Annotated in this window: 15 protein-coding genes; 8 read left to right on the top strand and 7 right to left on the bottom strand. The window is 71.8% G+C overall.

The annotated features are described in order from the left end of the window. Positions 1-160 precede the first annotated feature (160 nt). Positions 161-1,042 carry a MurR/RpiR family transcriptional regulator gene (locus ACYBSK_RS03040; RefSeq protein ID WP_457475263.1) on the bottom strand — a complete coding sequence of 294 codons (882 nt, stop codon included), beginning with the start codon at positions 1,040-1,042 and terminating at the stop codon, positions 161-163. A 93-nt stretch (positions 1,043-1,135) separates the two neighbouring features. Then, on the bottom strand, positions 1,136-2,599 hold the full coding sequence (locus ACYBSK_RS03045; RefSeq protein WP_460245084.1) for an aromatic amino acid ammonia-lyase: 1,464 nt from the start codon (positions 2,597-2,599) through the stop codon (positions 1,136-1,138). A gap of 179 nt (positions 2,600-2,778) precedes the next feature. On the opposite strand from ACYBSK_RS03045, the gene ACYBSK_RS03050 reads away from it, so the two are divergent. The 5 genes from ACYBSK_RS03050 to ACYBSK_RS03070 all read left to right on the top strand — a co-directional run bounded on the left by ACYBSK_RS03050 (position 2,779) and on the right by ACYBSK_RS03070 (position 6,774). After that, on the top strand, positions 2,779-3,936 hold the full coding sequence (locus tag ACYBSK_RS03050; RefSeq protein ID WP_460245085.1) for an ABC transporter ATP-binding protein: 1,158 nt from the start codon (positions 2,779-2,781) through the stop codon (positions 3,934-3,936). After that, positions 3,933-4,595, top strand: a complete 663-nt coding sequence (locus tag ACYBSK_RS03055; RefSeq protein ID WP_460245086.1) for an ABC transporter permease — start codon at positions 3,933-3,935, stop codon at positions 4,593-4,595. Before ACYBSK_RS03050 ends, ACYBSK_RS03055 begins: the two co-directional genes overlap by 4 nt. A gap of 7 nt (positions 4,596-4,602) precedes the next feature. Beyond that, complete coding sequence (locus ACYBSK_RS03060) at positions 4,603-5,280, top strand: ABC transporter permease (RefSeq protein WP_457475267.1); 678 nt, start codon at positions 4,603-4,605, stop codon at positions 5,278-5,280. Positions 5,281-5,300: 20 nt separating this feature from the next. Then, entirely contained in the window at positions 5,301-6,245 is a 945-nt protein-coding gene (locus tag ACYBSK_RS03065) for an ABC transporter substrate-binding protein (protein WP_460246949.1), read from the top strand. Between the two features lie 97 nt (positions 6,246-6,342). Further along, positions 6,343-6,774, top strand: a complete 432-nt coding sequence (locus tag ACYBSK_RS03070) for a hypothetical protein (protein WP_460245087.1) — start codon at positions 6,343-6,345, stop codon at positions 6,772-6,774. 106 nt (positions 6,775-6,880) lie between these two features. On the opposite strand, the gene ACYBSK_RS03075 is transcribed toward ACYBSK_RS03070, so the two are convergent. From ACYBSK_RS03075 to ACYBSK_RS03095, 5 genes are all read right to left on the bottom strand, one after another. After that, positions 6,881-7,255, bottom strand: a complete 375-nt coding sequence (locus ACYBSK_RS03075) for a roadblock/LC7 domain-containing protein (RefSeq protein WP_457475269.1) — start codon at positions 7,253-7,255, stop codon at positions 6,881-6,883. A gap of 60 nt (positions 7,256-7,315) precedes the next feature. After that, complete coding sequence (locus ACYBSK_RS03080) at positions 7,316-7,819, bottom strand: roadblock/LC7 domain-containing protein (RefSeq protein WP_460245088.1); 504 nt, start codon at positions 7,817-7,819, stop codon at positions 7,316-7,318. Positions 7,820-7,863: 44 nt separating this feature from the next. Next, positions 7,864-8,622: a transcriptional regulator gene (locus ACYBSK_RS03085; protein ID WP_457475271.1), complete on the bottom strand. Its 759-nt coding sequence runs from the start codon at positions 8,620-8,622 to the stop codon at positions 7,864-7,866. Continuing rightward, entirely contained in the window at positions 8,619-9,032 is a 414-nt protein-coding gene (locus tag ACYBSK_RS03090) for a hypothetical protein (protein ID WP_457475272.1), read from the bottom strand. The genes ACYBSK_RS03085 and ACYBSK_RS03090 overlap by 4 nt, the downstream gene beginning before the upstream one ends. A 213-nt stretch (positions 9,033-9,245) precedes the next feature. Continuing rightward, a complete protein-coding gene (locus ACYBSK_RS03095; RefSeq protein WP_460245089.1) occupies positions 9,246-10,589 on the bottom strand; it encodes an APC family permease in 1,344 nt (447 codons plus the stop codon). Positions 10,590-10,761: 172 nt separating this feature from the next. On the opposite strand from ACYBSK_RS03095, the gene hutU reads away from it, so the two are divergent. The 3 genes from hutU (at position 10,762) to ACYBSK_RS03110 (ending at position 15,226) form a co-directional block, all read left to right on the top strand. Then, the gene (hutU, locus tag ACYBSK_RS03100; RefSeq protein ID WP_460245090.1) at positions 10,762-12,426 is read left to right on the top strand and encodes a urocanate hydratase; all 1,665 of its coding nucleotides are present in this window, start codon (positions 10,762-10,764) and stop codon (positions 12,424-12,426) included. Positions 12,427-12,689: 263 nt separating this feature from the next. Beyond that, positions 12,690-13,892, top strand: a complete 1,203-nt coding sequence (locus tag ACYBSK_RS03105) for an allantoate amidohydrolase (protein WP_460246950.1) — start codon at positions 12,690-12,692, stop codon at positions 13,890-13,892. Beyond that, positions 13,889-15,226 (top strand): formimidoylglutamate deiminase, encoded by a 1,338-nt coding sequence (locus tag ACYBSK_RS03110; RefSeq protein ID WP_460245091.1) that lies wholly within the window; start codon positions 13,889-13,891, stop codon positions 15,224-15,226. The genes ACYBSK_RS03105 and ACYBSK_RS03110 overlap by 4 nt, the downstream gene beginning before the upstream one ends. Positions 15,227-15,319 lie beyond the last annotated feature (93 nt).

Genomic DNA, 15,319 nt, shown 5'->3' on the forward strand with positions numbered 1-15,319 from the left:
GCGTCAGGAACTCCGGAGCGGCTCCCGGACCTCCACGGACGCCCTGGGCGGCACCCGGCCCTGACCCGGTGTCGACCCCTCGCGGGGACCGCCGTCGTCCCGCCCCCCGTCACACGGGGGTGCGGCGGTCCCCGCGCAACTCGTCGTTCCCGTACGGGTGTTACTCGACGAAGAGGCCGCGTTCCGCCGCCCGGGTGTCGAACTCCTCCAGTCGCGCCTGTGCCTGCGGCAGGCCGTCGCACATCGCCTCCAGGAGCACCCGCCCCAGCAGCATCGGCGCGCACGCGGTGTCGAAGGCGAGGCCCGTGCCGACGGCGGCGGGGAGCAGGAGGTCGCTGTGGCGGGCCACCGGGGCGAAGGCGGAGTCGGCGACCGTGACGACGGTGAGGCCCGACTCCTGCGCGTACGCGAGGGTGTCGACGACCTCGCGGGGGTGGCGGGGGAGCGCGAAGCAGAGCAGGGCGGTGGCGCCGGCGCGGACGGCCGCGTCGATGCGGTCGGCGAGCATGGTGCCGCCCTCGTCGAGGAGGCGTACGTCGGGGTGGACCTTCGCGGCGAAGTACGAGAAGCCGTACGCCTGGGAGGCCGCCGCGCGCAGTCCGAGGACCGGCAACGTCGGGGACGCGGCGAGGAGTTGGCCGGCCCGCTCGACCGGTTCGGGGTCGGCGAGGAGGTCGGCGAGGTGGCGCAGGTTGGCGATCTCCGCCTCCACGGCCTGCTGGTACTCGTTGGCCTGGGAGGAGCCCGCCGGTTCGGCGGGGGCCGTCTCGCGCAGGTGCTTGCGCAGCGCCGGGTAGCCGTCGAAGCCGAGCGCGACCGCGAACCGGGTGACGGACGGCTGGCTCACGCCTGCCAGTTCGGCCAGTTCCACGGAGGACAGAAAGGGCACGTCGGCCGCGCGGCGCACCATGCAGTGCGCGATGCGGCGCTGGGTGGGGGTGAGGCGGTGGCCCTCGAAGAGGTGCTGGAGGCGGGCGGCGGGGCTGTGCGTCCCCGCACCGCTGCCCGGCCCGCTCGGTGTGCTGTCCGTGCGCTCGCTCATGTCTCCCGCCGGTCCATTCAACGGTCCCGATTTGTGCATGATCTTATTCAGGGTACGGGGGCGGAGGCCAGGGGTTGATCCGAACGGCAGGCTCTAGGCCTCCGTGAATCGGCTCAGCAGGGTCGCCGCCCGCGCGACGTCCTCCGTCAGCGGGCGGTCCGTCACGTCCTCCGGCAGTTCCTCGGCGGCCAGGGCGAAGGCCCGGCCGACCGGGAGATCCGCGTCGGGGTGCAGGTCGCGCAGGCGCAACGCCCGTACCGCCGCGACCAGTTCGCAGCCCACGACCTGCCGGAACGCCTCGCACGCGCGCAGGGTCTGGCGGGCCGCGAGAGAGGCGAAGCTGGCCTGTTCCTCGACGCCGCGCGAGAGCACCGCGTGGCCGAGGGACGCGGGGGCGGAGAAAGCGCGCAGGTCGGCGAGGGCGCCGCCGGCGGCGTACTCCAGGATCATCACGCCGGACGACGCCGGTTCGCCGTCGGCGAGGAAGGGCCGCAGGCGGGTGAAGGCCGGTTCGTTGAGGGTGGAGAGCCGGGACGTGGAGAGGCGGGCGACCTGGCTGATGGCGAGCCGGAAGTGGTCCAGCGCGAGGGCGAGTTGGGCCATGTAGAAGCCGCCGTGGTGGTAGGCGGCCATGTCGGTGTACGAGATCAGGGGGTTCTCGGCCGCCGCGTTGATCTCGACGGTGAGGACGTCCTCCAGCGCGTCCGCCGCGTCCTGCGCCGGGCCGTGGATCTGCGGCACGCAGCGGAAGCCGTACGGGTCCTGGATGCGGCCGAGCGGGGGCGTGGGGCGGTCGTCGGTGCCGAGGATCCCGCGCATCCGGGCCGCCACGTCGTAGCTGCCCTTGTGGCGCCGCGACTCGTGCACGGGCAGGGCGTACGCCTCGTAGGAGCCGTCGACCGCGAGGAGGCTGAGGGCCGCGACCAGGTCCGTCGCCGCGAGCAGGTCGCGCACCTCGTGCAGGGCGAGGGCGGCCTGGCCGAGGGTGAGGGCGTTGGAGGAGATCAGGGCGAGGGCGTCGTTGTTGTCGAGGGGCTGGGGCTTGGGCGGGGTGCCCTTGCCGCGCCACGGGTGCTCGCCTGCGAGGGCCAGGCCCATCTGGGAGAGCGGCGCGATGTCGCCGGTGCCGACCGAGCCGTGCTCGTTGACCGCCGGGTACGCGCCCGCCTCCAACGCCTCGCACAGCGCCGTGACGACCGTGGGGCGCAGGCCCGCGCCGCCGGCCAGGAGCTGGTTCGCGCGGACCGCGAGCATCGCCCGCACCTCGCGCTCGGGCAGTTCGTCGCCGATCGCGCCCGCGTGGCTGCGCAGCAGGCGCAGGCCGTGGTCGGCGGCGGCCTCGGTGGGCACGTCCTCGCTGCGGTTGGCGCCGACGCCGGTGGAGCGGCCGTAGACCCTGCCCCACGCGGCGATCTCCCGCGCCGCGTTCCAGGAGTCCTCCACGCGCTGCATGGCGTCGGTGCCGGGGACCGGGCGGGCGCTCGCGTGGGCGAGGCGGACCACGTCGGCGACCGGGAGACCGTGGCCGTCGAGCACGACGACCGGCTGTGACACCATGTGCTGTTTCCCCCTTGAACGATGTTCAAATGCCCCAAATGGGGCGTCCGCGTCTCACGTATCGGTCTCCGGTTCCGGATTTACCGACGATTTTCGCGGAGGCATTGACAAGTTATTCACGCACCGAGAACTCTGCATGACGATATGCAGGACGGGCAAGAGGACTCCAGAGGCGCTCCATGATCCAGTTCGAAGCGGTCCACAAGCGATTCCCGAACGGCACGACAGCGGTACACGATCTCTCGCTCGACATGCCGGAAGGGGGCGTGACCGTCTTCGTCGGGTCGTCGGGCTGCGGCAAGACGACCAGCCTCCGGATGATCAACCGTATGGTCGAGCCCTCGTCGGGCACCATCCGGGTCGGTGGGCGCGATGTCCTGGAGCAGGACGCCGCCGAGCTGCGGCGCTCCATCGGGTACGTGATCCAGCAGGCGGGGCTGTTCCCGCACCGGACGGTGCTCGACAACGTCGCCACGGTGCCGCTGCTGCTCGGGTGGGGGCGGCGGAAGGCGCGGGCGGCGGCGGGGGAGCTGCTGGAGCGGGTCGGGCTGTCGGCGGACATGGGGAAGCGGTATCCGCACCAGTTGTCCGGCGGGCAGCAGCAGCGGGTCGGCGTCGCGCGGGCGCTGGCGGCGGATCCGCCGGTGCTGCTGATGGACGAGCCGTTCGGGGCGGTCGACCCGGTGGTGCGCACGCAGCTCCAGGACGAACTGCTGCGGCTCCAGACCGAGTTGAGCAAGACGATCGTGTTCGTCACGCACGACATCGACGAGGCGGTGCGGCTCGGGGACCGGATAGCCGTGTTCCGGGAGGGCGGGCATCTGGTGCAGTGCGCGCCGCCGGAGGAGTTGCTGGCGCGGCCGGTGGACGGGTTCGTCGCGGACTTCCTCGGTGCCGAGCGGGGGCTCAAGTTGTTGTCGCTGTCGACGTTGGCGGATGTGGCGCAGGGCGCCGCGCCGGAGGGCGGTTCGTGGGAGCTGGTGCTCGACGAGGGGCGTAGGCCGGTCGCTTGGCGGGAGCGGGAGGGTGGGGGTGAGGCTCCCGTCCGGGCGCTCCGTGACGAGGACTCCTTGCTTTCCGCGTTGAACGAGTCCGTGGCGTCGCCCGTGGGGTTGGTGGTCCGGGTGGACGCGGAGGGGGTGTTCACGGGTGTGTCGTCGCGGGACGACGTCCATGCGCGGTCCGGTCAGGCGCACCTGGACGCCCGGTCGGGGGTGACGCCACGGGGCGCTGCCCCGGACCCCGCTGCTCAATCGCCGCAGGGGCTTGATGTGCCCGCACCGGGGCTCGACGGCGCCGCACCGGAGAGCGGCGAGAAGGCCGGGGACGTCGCGTGACCATCGACTGGGAATGGATCGGCTCGCACCAGGCCGATCTCGCCACCCTCACCCTCTCGCATCTTCAAGCCGCCCTCAGCGCCGTGCTGTTCGGGCTGCTCATATCCCTGCCACTCGCTGTCGTCGCGCACCGGGTGCGGCCGCTGCGGGGGTTCCTCCTCGGTCTTTCGAACGTGCTGTTCACCATCCCGTCCATCGCCGTCTTCGTGCTGCTGCTGCCCGTCTCCGGACTCACCCGCACCACCACCGTCATCGGGCTGACGATCTACACGCTCGTCGTCCTGCTGCGGAACACCGTCGAGGGCCTCGACTCGGTGCCCGCGAAGACGAAGGAGGCGGCGAAGGCGATGGGGACGCGGCCGATGCGGACGCTGCTCACCGTCGAGCTGCCGCTCGCGCTGCCCGTGATCATGGCGGGGGTGCGGATCGCCACCGTGATGGCCATCTCGCTCGTGTCCGTGGCGACGTACATCGGGGACGGCGGGCTCGGTCAGCTGTTCACCGACGGGTTCCAGCGGAACTTCCCGACCCCGGTGATCGTCGGCGTCGCGCTGACCCTGCTGCTCGCGCTCGTCGCGGACGCAGCTCTCGTCGGCGTGCAGCGGCTGCTCACCCCGTGGGCCCGTACCCGTACCCGTACTCGGACCCGGAAGGCCTGAACCCGCCATGTTCGAACTCTTCAAGAACCTCGGGGCCTGGCTCGTCGGCGGCGAGCAGTGGGCGGGGAGCGACGGCATCGCGACGCGCGTCGCCGAGCACCTCCAGTACTCGCTGCTCGCCACGCTCGTCGCCGCCGCGATCGCCCTGCCGGTGGGGCTGCTCATCGGGCACACCGGGCGCGGCGCCTTCGTCGCCATCAACCTGTCGTCCTTCGGGCGGGCCCTGCCGACCGTGGGCCTGGTCGTGCTGGTGTTCCTCGCGAGCGGTCTGTCGATGTGGCCGGTGTACATCGCGCTCGTCGCGCTCGCCGTGCCGTCCATCGTCACCAACACGTACGCGGGGATGACCGCCGTCGACCCCGAGGTGCGGGACGCGGCGCGCGGGCAGGGGATGAAGGCGCACCAGGTGCTGTTCCAGGTCGAGCTGCCGCTGGCGCTGCCGCTCATCATGACCGGGCTGCGGCTCGCGCTCATCCAGGTCGTCGCCACCGCCACCATCGCCGCGTACGTGTCCTTCGGCGGGCTCGGCCGCTACGTCTTCGACGGGCTCGCCCAGCGGGACCTGGTGCAGGTGCTCGGCGGGGCCGTGCTCGTCGCGGTCGTCGCCGTCGTCCTCGACCTGGCGCTGTCCGGCCTTCAGCGGCTCCTCTTCCGTCACCGTCCCACCACTCTCAAGTCCGCCTAGGAGCGCGCCAGATGAGCAAGATGAACCGACGTACTCTCCTCGGCGGGCTCGCCGCCGCGGCCTCCGTTCCCGCCCTCGCCGCCTGCTCCAGCGGCATCACCTCCCTGGACCAGCAGGGCGGTTCACTGTCCGGTGGTGGCTCCAGCAAGAAGGGCGTGACCATCGGCACCGCCAACTTCACCGAGAACCAGGTGCTCGGCTACCTGTACGCGGCCGCGCTCGAAGCGGCCGGTGTGAAGACGAGCGTGCGGCCCAATCTCGGCACCCGCGAGATCCTCATACCCGCGCTCAAGGGCGGCGACATCGACCTGCTGCCCGAGTACCAGGGCGCCCTGCTGCACTACCTCGACACCACGTCGAAGGCCACCGAGGAGGGCGAGATGCAGAACGCCCTCGCCATGGTGCTCCCGGCGGGCCTCCAGATCCTCCCGTACGGGATGGCCGAGGACTCGGACGCGTTCGTGGTGACCCGGCAGACCGCGAAGAAGTACGGGCTGAAGTCGCTCGCCGATCTCGCGAAGCACAACGGCAAGCTCGTCATCGGTGCCGCGCCCGAGGTCAAGAAGCGGCAGGTGGGGGCCGTCGGCCTCAAGGACGTGTACGGCGTCGAGTTCAAGGAGTTCAAGTCCCTCGACTCGTCGGGGCCGTTGGTGAAGGGCGCCCTGAAGAAGGGCGATGTCGACGTGGCGAACCTGTTCACCACCGACACCGACATCGCCGCCAACGACTGGGTCGTCCTCACCGACCCCAAGAACCTCGTCCCCGGTCAGCACGTCGTCCCGCTGATCGCCGACCGCAAGGCCGACTCGACCGTCCGCAAGGCCCTCGCCCGCCTGGGCAACGTCCTGACGACCGAGCACCTCACCGAGCTGAACCGGCTCGTCGACAAGGACAAGAAGGACCCGCAGGACGTCGCGGACGACTACGCGCGCAAGCACGGCATCACGAAGAAGCAGAAGAAGTAGGGGACGGCTGGCGTCGCGGGGCGGGGGTGCGGCCCACTGGGAAGACGGGGGGTAGCCCTACTGCGATGGGGGCCGCCGCTCCGTAACGTCGGGGGGTATGGAAGCCCGCGAACGCACACGCGACGCCGAACTCAAGAAGGAACTCGACGCCACCCTGCACGCCCGCAGGGAGCTGGGCGACGAATACGAGCCGGCGCTCGTCGACTCGTTCCTCGACAAGGTCGAGCAGCGACTCGACTCCCTCGTCGACCGCAGGGTGCGGCGACAGCTGGCCGAGCACCGCGTCACCGTGGCCCGTGGGGCCCGTGACACCGGTGGCGACAACTGGGGCGAGCGCTTCGGCTTCGCCGTGGTCTCCCTCGTCCTCGCCATCCCGCTGTCCGCGATCGCCGTCGTCCAGGCGGGCCTGCCCGGCCTGTTCGTGGCGTGGGCCGGGATCGTCGGGGTCAACGGGCTGCACGCGGTGCGGTGGGGGCCCATTCGCCGCCGGGAGCGGCGCGAGCGCGAGGAGTCCGACTGGGAGGGGTAGCGGGGGACGGATCCGGGGGACGGATCCGGGGGACGGCCCCGGGGGACGGATTCGGGCACGTGGAAGGCGCCGCGGCGCGGGAGCGCGGCGCGGCGCCTTCGCGCGCTCAGACCTCCAGCTCGCTCTCGATCTTCTTCAGCTGGTGGCGGGCCATCGCCAGGTTGGCGCGGGTCTTGTCGAGCACCAGGTACAGGAACAGACCGTTGCCGCCGCGTCCCTTGATGAGGCGGATCAGGTGGTACTGGGTGCCGAGCGTGATGAGGATGTCCTCGATCCCGTCCTTGATCCCCAGCTGGTCCATGGTGCGCAGTTTGGAGCGGACGACGTCCGTGTTGCCGGCCGCCGCCACCTCCAGGTCGAAGCTCTTGGAGCCGCCGATGGTGCCGAGGGCCATGCCGCTGGTGTAGTCGACGAGGGCCGCCGCGGTGGCGCCTTCGATGGAGGCGAGGGCGTCCTTGAGGGCAGTCTCGGTGTTGGCCATGATGCTGGATCCTTCCGTGCTGTTCCTGTTGGCGTCGGTTTCCTGAGGTCGTGCCGGTGGTCAACGCGTGGGCTGGGGCGGCACGTTGGTCGGTGGCCGGACGGGGAGCCCGGTCTCGGTCGTCGTGGTGGATGCCGTGCGGGCTCGGGCCCGGCCGCGGGTGCGGGGGGCCGACTCGGGCTGTGCTTCCTCCTCGGAGGGCTTGGTGAGTTCCCCGATCCGGGTGCCGGAGCGGCGCCCTTCGAGGTGCAGTCGGCCGACATTGACCCGGTCCTCCGCGAGGAGCGTGAGGACGGCGGTGTGCCCGGCCGCGTAGGTGGCGATGTAGCCGTCGGCGCCCCGCACCAGAAGCTCCCGGAAGGCGCCCTGCGCCGTCGCGTCGGCGAGCCGCTGGGCGACGCCGAGCGCGGTGGCGGTGAGCGCGGCGACGCCCTCCGGTTCGACGCCCGGCGTGTCCTGGGCGAGGACCAGGCCGTCGACGCTCGCGGCGAGGGCACCGGTGACCTGGGGCACGCGGACTCTCAACCGCTGGAGTTCGGCGAGGAGTTCGGCCTCGTCGGCCATCGGAGGTCTCCTTTCGGGGGTACGCGAGGAACGCAGCAGGCGTCTCACAGGGCCTCCAGACCGGCACGCAGCCGCCGCAGCAGGGCCACATCGGGGTCCTCGACGACGGCCAGCTCGGGCAGGACGGGCGGCGCCGGGGCGGGGGCCGTGGTCACCAGCCCGCATGCGGCGAGCCGCCGCAGGTCGACCAGGGTGTGGAAGGCGGGTCTGCCCAGGGTGAGGGCGATCTGGGAGGCCGTGCGCGCGCCGTCGACCAGGTCGAGGACGCGGCGCCTGCGCGGCGGTACGGACGCCTCGGTGTGGTGGATGATCCGGCTGAGCGGCGCCGTGTCGGTGTCGGGTTCGGGCCAGATCCGCTGGAGCAGTTCGCGGCGGCGCAGCGTCTCCCGCTGGACGGCGGCCACCGGCACCGGCCGCACCGCGCCGAACCAGTGCGAGACGCCGTACCGGAACCGGGTCGGGCCGCTGCTCGGGGCGAGCGTGAAGTAGGAGGCGTCGAACAGGGCGCCCAGATGGCACAGTTCGAGCGCGCCGTCGGACAGCCGCCCCTGCTCGACGAGGTAGCGGCCCACCCGCTGCCGCGCGCCCGCCCGGTCCACGGCCTCCGTCCACCGCTCGGCCTGCACCGCGCCGCCCGCCGTGAGCAGCACGTCCATGCCCGGTGTCGCGGGCGACTCGGCGTGCACCACCCGGCCGTCCTCCAGGTACAGCGTGCCGTGCTCCCGGATGAGCGCGCCGGTGGCCTGCTCGTCGGCGAGGCGGGTCAGCATCGGCGAGACACCGGCGGGGACGGCGGTGCTCATCCCAGGACCATCCGGTCGGCTATGTCGGCGAGCCGGAGCCGGGCGAGCGCCAGGTTGCCCTCGTCCCGGTCCAGCCACAGATAGAGGAAGACGCTGCTGTCGAAGGTGGTCCGCATGAAGCGCACCAGGTGGTAGCCGTCGCGGTTGGTGACGATGACGTCCTCGACGGGGGGTGCCTTGTCGGCGGCGGAGCCCGGTGCCCAGTCGCTGCCCTCGGCCGGGGCGAACGTCAGGTGCTCGGCCGCGAGCCTCGCCAGTTCGGCGGTCTCGGCGGCGCTCGCCTCGTGATCCCCGTTGCGCGATTCGCCGACCGTGCCCAGGGCGAGCCCGCTGGTCCAGTCGACGACAGAGGCGCCACGTGCCCCCGGAAGCCTCATGACTTCCAGGAGGCACTCGTCGATTCCGGGCACCCCTGAACCTCCCCACCCGATCGCCACTTTGTGCTGCACATGTGCTCCGCTTGTGCACGTGTGACGGCGACGCTACGCAACGTACGGCGACCAGGTGAGGCTTCTGGCATTTTCCGGTGGAACATTTTCGAGGGGGCTACAATCCGCCAACTGGCCGCGCCAAGAGGCGCATTCAGGCCACGCGGGGGTCGCGCGAGGAGTTCGCGCGAGGGATCAGTGGGCGTCCTCGCCGCGCGTCCTCAGCACCACCTTGTTGACGGCCCACAGCCCGATTCCGATGGCCAGGAGCACGCCCGCCCGAATGTAGACCTCGGCGGCCCGGTCGGCGAGCGGACTGGCGAGGATCAGCGCGGTGAGCGCGCCGAGCACCGGCATGACGGTCGGCGCCCGGAAGTGCTCGTGCCCGACCCGGTCCTTGCGCAGCACCAGCACGGCCACGTTCACCACGGCGAAGACGCACAGCAGCAGGAACGAGGTGGTGTCGCCGAGCCCTTCGATCTCCCCGGTCGACACGAGGCCGACGGCGAGCAGCGACACGAAGACGATGCCCACGACGGGGGTGCGCCGGCGCGGCAGTACGCGGCCCATCGCCTTCGGCAGGATGCGTTCGTTGGCCATGCCGTAGCAGAGCCGCGAGGCCATCATGATGTTGATGAGCGCCGAGTTGGTGACGGCGAACAGGGCGATGAGCGCGAAGAGTTCGTGCGGGAACTCGACGCCGCCGGCCTTCACCACTTCGAGCAGCGGACCGCTCGACGCCTCCAGCACCTTGTGGTCGACGAGCAGCGAGGACACGAGCGCGACGAGCACGTAGATGGTGCCGGTGACGGCGACGCCGAGGAAGATCGCGCGCGGGAAGGTGCGGGCCGGGTCCTTGGTCTCCTCCGCCATGTTGACCGAGTCCTCGAACCCGACGAACGCGAAGAAGCCGAGTGCCGTCGCCCCCAGCACCCCGGTCATCAGGGCGAACCCGGTCCCGCCCGTCTCGATGTCGGTGAGCCGGGAGGGCTCCCCGCCGCCGGTGAGGACGGCGTACGCGCCGATGGCGAGGATGATGGCGAGCCCGCTCAGCTCGACGAGCGTCAGCACCACGTTCGCCTTCACCGACTCGCTGACGCCGCGCAGGTTCAGGGCGGCGAGCGCGAGCACGAAGAGGATGGCGATCAGGGTGGGCGGCAGCGCGCCGTTCGTCAGCTCGCCGAGGTAGTCGCCGCTGAACGCGCGGGCGGCGGCGCTCGCGGACGACAGGCCCGAGCACATCACCATGAAGGCGACGATGAACGTCAGGAACGGCACCTTGAAAGCCTTCTGCGTGTAGAGCGCCGCGCCCGCCGCCTTCGGGTACTTGCCGACCAGCTCCACGTACGAGGCGGCCGTCAGCAGTGCCACGACGAAACCGATCGCGAACGGCAGCCACAGCGCGCCGCCGACCTTCCCCGCGACCTTGCCGGTGGTGGCGTAGATGCCGGTGCCGAGGATGTCGCCGATCACGAACAGGATCAGGAGCTTCGGCCCGATGGCCCGGTGCAGCGGGGTGTCGGTGGTCGCAGATGTCACGTGGGCTCCCGGGAGGTGCGTAGGTGGTGGTCCGCGTCGGAGGTATGGATTCCCCTCTGCACCTATTGACTAGCCCTATTCATGTAGCCAGGATGTGAATAGAAGTCTCAACAGTGGGGACGCTCCCGTCGTCGCTGAACAGCTTGTGGACACGCATCCCAGGAGGCCGTCGATGTCAGGACCCCGCCCCGTACGAGCCCCGCGCGGCACCGAGCTCAACACCCTGGGGTGGCAGCAGGAGGGCGCCCTGCGGATGCTCATGAACAACCTCGACGGGGAGGTCGCCGAGCACCCCGACAAGCTCGTCGTCTACGGCGGCACCGGAAAGGCGGCCCGGTCCTGGGAGGCGTACGACGCGATCGTGCGCACGCTGAAGACGCTGAAGTCCGACGAGACCCTCCTCGTCCAGTCCGGCAAGCCGGTCGGCGTGCTGCGCACCAGCGAGTGGGCGCCGCGCGTGCTGCTCGCCAACTCCAACCTGGTCGGCGACTGGGCCAACTGGGAGGAGTTCCGCAAGCTGGAGGCCGAGGGCCTCATGATGTACGGCCAGATGACGGCCGGCTCGTGGATCTACATCGGCAGCCAGGGCATCGTCCAGGGCACGTACGAGACGTTCGGCGCGGTCGCCCGCAAGAAGTTCGACGGCACCCTCGCGGGCACCATCACCCTCACCGCCGGTGTCGGCGGCATGGGCGGCGCCCAGCCCCTCGCCATCACGATGAACGAGGGCGTCGCGATCTGCGTCGACGTCGACGAGACCCGCATCGACCGCCGCATCGGCACGCGCTACCTCGACACCAAGGCCGACAACCTCGACCACGCCCTGGAGTTGGCGGTCGCGGCCCGCGACGAGCGCCGCGCCCTGTCCATCGGCGTCGTCGGCAACGCCGCGGAGGTCTTCCCCGAGCTGCTGCGCCGCGAGGCCCCCATCGACATCGTCACCGACCAGACCTCCGCCCACGACCCGCTCGCCTACCTCCCGGTCGGCGTTGCGGTCGAGGACTGGGACAAGGAACGCGAGGCGGACCCGGCGGGCTTCACGGACAAGGCCCGCCAGTCGATGCGCCTGCACGTCGAGGCGATGGTCGGCTTCCTCGACCGCGGCGCCGAGGTCTTCGACTACGGCAACTCGATCCGCGACGAGGCGAGGAAGGCGGGCTACGACCGGGCGTTCGCGTTCCCCGGCTTCGTCCCGGCGCACATCCGGCCCCTCTTCGAGGAGGGCCTCGGCCCGTTCCGCTGGGCGGCGCTGTCCGGTGACCCGGAGGACATCGCCAAGACGGACGCGGCGATCAAGGAGCTCTTCCCCGACAACAAGCACCTGCACCGCTGGCTCGACATGGCCGCCGAGCGCATCTCGTTCGAGGGCCTCCCGGCGCGCATCTGCTGGCTCGGCTACGGGGAGCGCCACCGCGCGGGCCTCAAGTTCAACGAGATGGTGGCGAGCGGTGAGTTGTCGGCTCCCGTCGCCATCGGCCGCGACCACCTCGACTCGGGCTCGGTCGCCTCTCCGTACCGCGAGACGGAGGCCATGAAGGACGGCTCCGACGCGATCGCCGACTGGCCGCTCCTCAACGCCCTCGTCAACACCGCCTCCGGCGCGTCCTGGGTCTCCCTCCACCACGGCGGCGGCGTCGGCATGGGCCGCTCCATCCACGCGGGCCAGGTCTGCGTCGCCGACGGAACGGAGCTCGCTGCCGCGAAGATCGAGCGGGTCCTCACGAACGACCCGGCGATGGGGGTCATCCGGCACGTGGACGCGGGGTACGAGCACGCGGCGCGGGTGGCGGACGAGCGGGGCGTACGGGTCCCCATGCGGGAGGGCGAGTCGGCGTGACCCAGTCCCCCACCCCACCCCTTCCCGAAAGCCCTGCCGGACGGGCCTCCTCAATCGCCGGAGGGGCTGGTTCTGCAGCCGACCCGGCCCATCAAGCCCCTCCGGCGATCGAGGAGCGGGGCCCGGCCAATCAAGCCCCTGCGGCGTTTGAGCAGCGGGGTCCGGGGCGGAGCCCCGAGCTTTCAGCCCCTCCGGCGATTGAGGAGCGGGGTCCGGGGCGGAGCCCCGAGGGTGCGGCGCCGGTGCCGCCCAGCTTCACGGAGATGTGGCGTGACCTCCACCCGATCGGCCGCAACCCCGACACCGGTGGCTACAGGCGCCACGCCTGGACCGCCGCCGACACCGACTGCCGCACCTGGTTCAAGGCCCAGGCCGAATCCCGCGGCCTGACCTACGAACTCGACCGCAACGGCAACCAGTGGGCCTGGCACGGCGACCCGAACGCCGGCGGAGCCGTCGTCACCGGATCCCACCTCGACTCCGTCCCCGACGGCGGCCCCTTCGACGGCCCCCTCGGCGTCGTGTCCTCGTTCGCCGCCCTCGACGAACTCCGCCGCAGGGGAGCGGAGTTCACGAAGCCGATCGCGATCGCCAACTTCGGCGACGAGGAAGGCGCCCGCTTCGGCCTCGCCTGCGTCGGCTCCCGCCTCACCGCTGGCGTCCTCACCCGGGACGCGGCCCACCAGCTGACGGACCCCGACGGCATCACCCTCCCGCAGGCGATGGAGCGCGCCGGACACGACCCGGACGCGATCGGCCCCGACCGCGAACGCCTCGACCGCATCGGCGCGTTCATCGAACTCCACGTGGAACAGGGCCGCGCCCTGGACCTCTCCGGCGACGCCATCGGCATCGCGAGCAGCATCTGGCCGCACGGCCGCTGGCGCTTCGACTTCCGGGGCGAGGCCAACCACGCGGGCACCACCCGCCTGGCCGACCGCCGCGACCCGATGCTGAGCTACGCGGAGACGGTCCTGGCCGCCCGCCGCGAAGCCCAACTGGCGGGCGCGGTCGCGACCTTCGGCAAGATCGCGGTCGAACCGAACGGCGTCAACGCGATCCCCTCCCTCGTACGCGGCTGGCTCGACTCCCGCGCCGCCGACCAGGACGCCCTGGACCGTACGGTCACGGCGATCGAGAAGGCGGCGCACGAGTACGCCGACGCCCACGGCATCGACGTATCGCTGACCCGCGAGTCGTTCACCCCGATCGTCGAGTTCGACGACGCGCTGCGCGACGAAATGGGGCGCATCCTCGGCACCTCCGGTGAGCTGCGGGTCCCCGTCCTCGGCACGGGCGCGGGACACGACGCGGGAATCCTCGCCCAGTCGATCCCCACCGCCATGCTGTTCGTACGCAACCCCACGGGCGTCTCGCACTCCCCGGCCGAGTTCGCGGCCGAGGACGACTGCCTGGCAGGGGTGCGCGCACTGGCGGACGTACTGGAAGGACTGGCCTGCACGTGACGACGACCTACTGGTTGGAACACGCCTGGCTCGGCACGCACGTGGAGCCGGGCGTGGCGGTGGACGTGTCGGCGGAGGGCCGCTTCACGGCGGTCCGCACCGGGGTGGAGACGCCCCCGCCCGGCGCGACGGCCCTGCGCGGCCTCACCCTCCCCGGCCTCGCGAACGCCCACAGCCACGCCTTCCACCGGGCGCTGCGCTCGACGGTGCAGGTGGGCTCGGGCACGTTCTGGACGTGGCGCGAGGTCATGTACTCGGTCGCGGACCGCCTCACCCCCGACACCTACCACGCCCTCGCGCGAGCGGTGTACGCGGAGATGGCCCTCGCGGGCATCACAGCGGTGGGCGAATTCCACTACCTCCACCACGCCCCCGGCGGCACCCCGTACGCCGACCCGAACGCGATGGGCGAGGCGCTGATCGCGGCGGCGGACGAGGCGGGCATCCGCATCACGCTCCTCGACACGGCGTACGTCTCCGCCGGCTTCGGCAAGGAACCCGACCGCCACCAGCTCCGCTTCTCCGACGGCACGACGGAGGCGTGGGCCGAGCGGGCGTCCCTGCTGAAGGAGCGCCCCGGGGTCCGGATCGGCGCGGCGATCCACTCCGTACGGGCGGTGCCGGCGGAGCAGATGCCGACGGTGGCGCAGTGGGCGCGCACGCGCGGGGCCCCGCTCCACGTCCACCTCTCCGAGCAGACCGCCGAGAACGACGCGTGCCAGGCGGCGCACGGCTGCACCCCCACCCAACTCCTCGCGGACAACGGCGTGTTGGGCGCGCGCACGACCGGCGTCCACAACACCCACCTCACGGACGCGGACATCGCCCTGATCGGCGGCTCGTCCACGGGTACGTGCATGTGCCCGACGACGGAACGCGACCTCGCGGACGGCATCGGCCCGGCGGTCGCCCTGGAACGCGCGGGCTCTCCCCTCTCCCTCGGCTCCGACAGCCACGCCGTGATCGACCTCTTCGAAGAGGCCCGCGCGATGGAACTCAACGAGCGCCTGCGCTCGCGCACCCGCGGCCACTGGACGGCGGCGGCGCTGCTGCGGGCGGCGTCCGCCGACGGGCACGCGGCGCTGGGCTGGTCCGACGCGGGCGTCATCGAACCGGGCGCGGTCGCCGACCTCGTCACGATCACGCTCGACTCGGTCCGCACGGCGGGCCCGGCTCCCCGCTTCGGCGCGGAGACGGCGGTCTTCGCGGCGGGGGCGGGAGACGTCACGGATGTGGTGGCGGGAGGCCGGATCGTGGTCCGCGACGCCACCCACACCCGCATCCCCAACACCCCCGCAGCCTTGACCTCCGCCATCGCAACCCTCCACACCTGACGCCCCGGGGCTCCGCCCCGCACCCCGCTCCTCAATCGCCGGAGGGGCTCCAAATGGAGCCCGTCCGGCGATTGAGGACTTTCGGGAAGGGGC

It is taken from the genome of Streptomyces sp. BYX5S (assembly GCF_054724165.1).

Excerpts from the sequence above, each read along its gene's own strand:
- ACYBSK_RS03040 (WP_457475263.1), bottom strand. The coding sequence starts at position 1,042 with ATGAGCGAGCGCACGGACAGCACACCGAGCGGGCCGGGCAGCGGTGCG.
- ACYBSK_RS03045 (WP_460245084.1), bottom strand. The coding sequence starts at position 2,599 with ATGGTGTCACAGCCGGTCGTCGTGCTCGACGGCCACGGTCTCCCGGTC.
- ACYBSK_RS03050 (WP_460245085.1), top strand. The coding sequence starts at position 2,779 with ATGATCCAGTTCGAAGCGGTCCACAAGCGATTCCCGAACGGCACGACA.
- ACYBSK_RS03060 (WP_457475267.1), top strand. The coding sequence starts at position 4,603 with ATGTTCGAACTCTTCAAGAACCTCGGGGCCTGGCTCGTCGGCGGCGAG.
- ACYBSK_RS03065 (WP_460246949.1), top strand. The coding sequence starts at position 5,301 with ATGAACCGACGTACTCTCCTCGGCGGGCTCGCCGCCGCGGCCTCCGTT.
- ACYBSK_RS03070 (WP_460245087.1), top strand. The coding sequence starts at position 6,343 with ATGGAAGCCCGCGAACGCACACGCGACGCCGAACTCAAGAAGGAACTC.
- ACYBSK_RS03075 (WP_457475269.1), bottom strand. The coding sequence starts at position 7,255 with ATGGCCAACACCGAGACTGCCCTCAAGGACGCCCTCGCCTCCATCGAA.
- ACYBSK_RS03080 (WP_460245088.1), bottom strand. The coding sequence starts at position 7,819 with ATGGCCGACGAGGCCGAACTCCTCGCCGAACTCCAGCGGTTGAGAGTC.
- ACYBSK_RS03085 (WP_457475271.1), bottom strand. The coding sequence starts at position 8,622 with ATGAGCACCGCCGTCCCCGCCGGTGTCTCGCCGATGCTGACCCGCCTC.
- hutU (WP_460245090.1), top strand. The coding sequence starts at position 10,762 with ATGTCAGGACCCCGCCCCGTACGAGCCCCGCGCGGCACCGAGCTCAAC.
- ACYBSK_RS03105 (WP_460246950.1), top strand. The coding sequence starts at position 12,690 with ATGTGGCGTGACCTCCACCCGATCGGCCGCAACCCCGACACCGGTGGC.